This is a genomic window from Mycolicibacterium xanthum, from assembly GCF_019710635.1.
Lineage (GTDB): Bacteria > Actinomycetota > Actinomycetes > Mycobacteriales > Mycobacteriaceae > Mycobacterium > Mycobacterium xanthum.
The window spans coordinates 1-875 of the sequence record NZ_JAIFZS010000133.1 but is presented as its reverse complement, the minus strand read 5'-3'; the positions used below and the strand labels follow the sequence as shown (position 1 = coordinate 875).

At 67.4% G+C, this 875-nt stretch carries 1 protein-coding gene; it reads left to right on the top strand.

Annotation, left to right across the window (positions count from 1 at the left end):
- Window positions 1–119 precede the first annotated feature (119 nt).
- Window positions 120–875, top strand: a 756-nt coding sequence (locus JDV09_RS26390; protein WP_221372081.1) for an IS1380 family transposase, incomplete at its 3' end; no start/stop codon positions are given.

Here is an 875-nt window from a genome sequence, read left to right as displayed (position 1 = left end):
CCTCGATCCACCGACGAATCGGCTGGTCATCGGGTGTCGTGACGAGGAAAGTGCCCTCTGAGCTGTGATGATGAGTGTTCCTTACGCACTTATCGGCACAACTCGGAAAGGCACTTCCAGTGAAAGTGTCCCACAGGTTCGCCGCCGCGTCGGCGGTCTTCGATGATGAGCATCTCGTGTCGTGCGCCGGACTGGTGCCAGTGATGGCACTGGCCGCCCAGACCGCGCTCTCACAGCTGCTGGCCGACAAGGTCCGGTTCACGCGCGAGCGGATCCGCTCGGGCGCGGCCAATCCGTCACCGAAGCTGACCACGCTGATCGCCGGGATGTGCGCCGGAGCGGACAGCATCGATGACCTCGACCTGGTGCGCAGCGGCGGCATGAAGACGCTGTTCGGTGGTGTCTACGCACCATCGACCATCGGAACCCTGTTGCGCGAGTTCACCTTCGGACACGCCCGACAACTCGAATCCGTCCTGCGCGAACACCTGGCCGCACTGTGTCAGCGCGTCGACCTGCTGCCGGGTGCTGATGGCCGGGCGTTCATCGACATCGACTCGCTGCTGCGCCCGGTCTACGGGCACGCCAAGCAGGGCGCGAGCTACGGACACACCAAGATCGCCGGCAAGCAGATCCTGCGCAAGGGCCTGTCACCGCTGGTCACGACGATCAGCACCGAACGCGCCGCGCCGGTGATCACCGGCGCCCGGCTGCGGGCGGGCAAGACCAACTCCGGCAAGGGCGCCGCCCGGATGATCGCCCAAGCCGTGGCCACCGCACGCGCCGCCGGGGTCACCGGCCAGATCCTGGTCCGCGGCGACTCGGCCTACGGCAACAGCACCGTGGTGGCGGCCTGCCAACGGGCCGGCGCCCGA